The organism is Pseudomonas fluorescens (genome assembly GCF_005938625.1).
In the GTDB taxonomy this organism is placed as follows: domain Bacteria; phylum Pseudomonadota; class Gammaproteobacteria; order Pseudomonadales; family Pseudomonadaceae; genus Aquipseudomonas; species Aquipseudomonas fluorescens_BD.
On the sequence record NZ_VCNJ01000129.1, the window covers coordinates 1 to 1,050 of the forward strand.

The following is a 1,050-nucleotide window of genomic DNA, read 5'->3' on the forward strand; positions in this document are numbered from 1 at the left end:
GGCGTGAGCGTGAGACTGCAACGCCATATCCTGAAACGAGCCGAATGCCCGGCCGGCATCCAACCCGCGCCCATCGTCAAACGCACGGGGGAACAGACCGCGCATGTCCGGCACGTTGAAGGTGGTTGTTCCGTCGCCTACGCCGTAGAACGTCCCGATTCGCGCAAACAGGCCCGCAAACGCCGTGCGTGAGATCGCGGCGCCGTTACAGGCGAGCCAGCCGGCCGGCGCCGTATACATGCTGAAGCCCGCGACCATTCCAGTAAGCGAATCGCCGACTTGCTTGTGCAGTTTGTTCAGCGCGGCGGTCGTCGCCAGAATCTCGCTGCTGTTGGTGGCAGGATCATCGCTCTTTGCGTTGGGCAGGTTTTCGAGTTGCACGTCCTCCTTGGTCGTGCCCCGGGCGCGCAGAGTCGGGTAATCACCATCACGCGCCGCGAAGTGTTGAACGAGCGGCCCAGCGATTGGCTCGGGCTGACGCTCGTCCCAGAACGCGGTCGGGGACGTGTAATGGGCGATCGGCACGCAGTAATGGCGAACGCCGGCGGCGTCGGTGTAGTCGGCCTTTTCGCCGTAGACGACTTTCCACGTCGCAGCCCGATCGTTCAGTTGCCGTTCCAGGCAGACATCAAGCGTGATTTTTCCTTCGGGAATGACGCCGGTGAACGGCAAAGGCTTGGAGAGAAAGACCCGAATGCCCTCGATGTAGGCCGTGCCCGCGCCCAATTGAAAGCCGTTTTCGCTTTTGCCGAATGCGAGCGAGTTACCGAAAAAGCAGGCGCGTCCGTACAGCTCTCGATTGCTCAGGCGTTCGCGCTCATCGATGCCGGCAAGGCGCACCGTGAAGTCATGCTGCCAGGTGCTGGCGTCGATCGTGATGCCGGTCAGTTGCATCGCACCGTCATAGGCGACCAGAAAGTTTCGGGTGACGTTGTTGCCGATCTGCTGCGGCGGAATGTTCTTTCTCTTCTGCTGCAGTGGCACGTAGGAAACGGCGAACAGAAGGCCGTCCGCATCCTCAAGGCCGACCCAGTTAAAGTCCCAGTCGCC

At 61.5% G+C, this 1,050-nt stretch carries 1 protein-coding gene; it reads right to left on the bottom strand.

Annotation, left to right across the window (positions count from 1 at the left end):
- On the bottom strand, window positions 1-1,050 hold a 1,050-nt coding region (locus FGA82_RS32025; RefSeq protein WP_171057408.1), incomplete at both ends, for a tail fiber protein.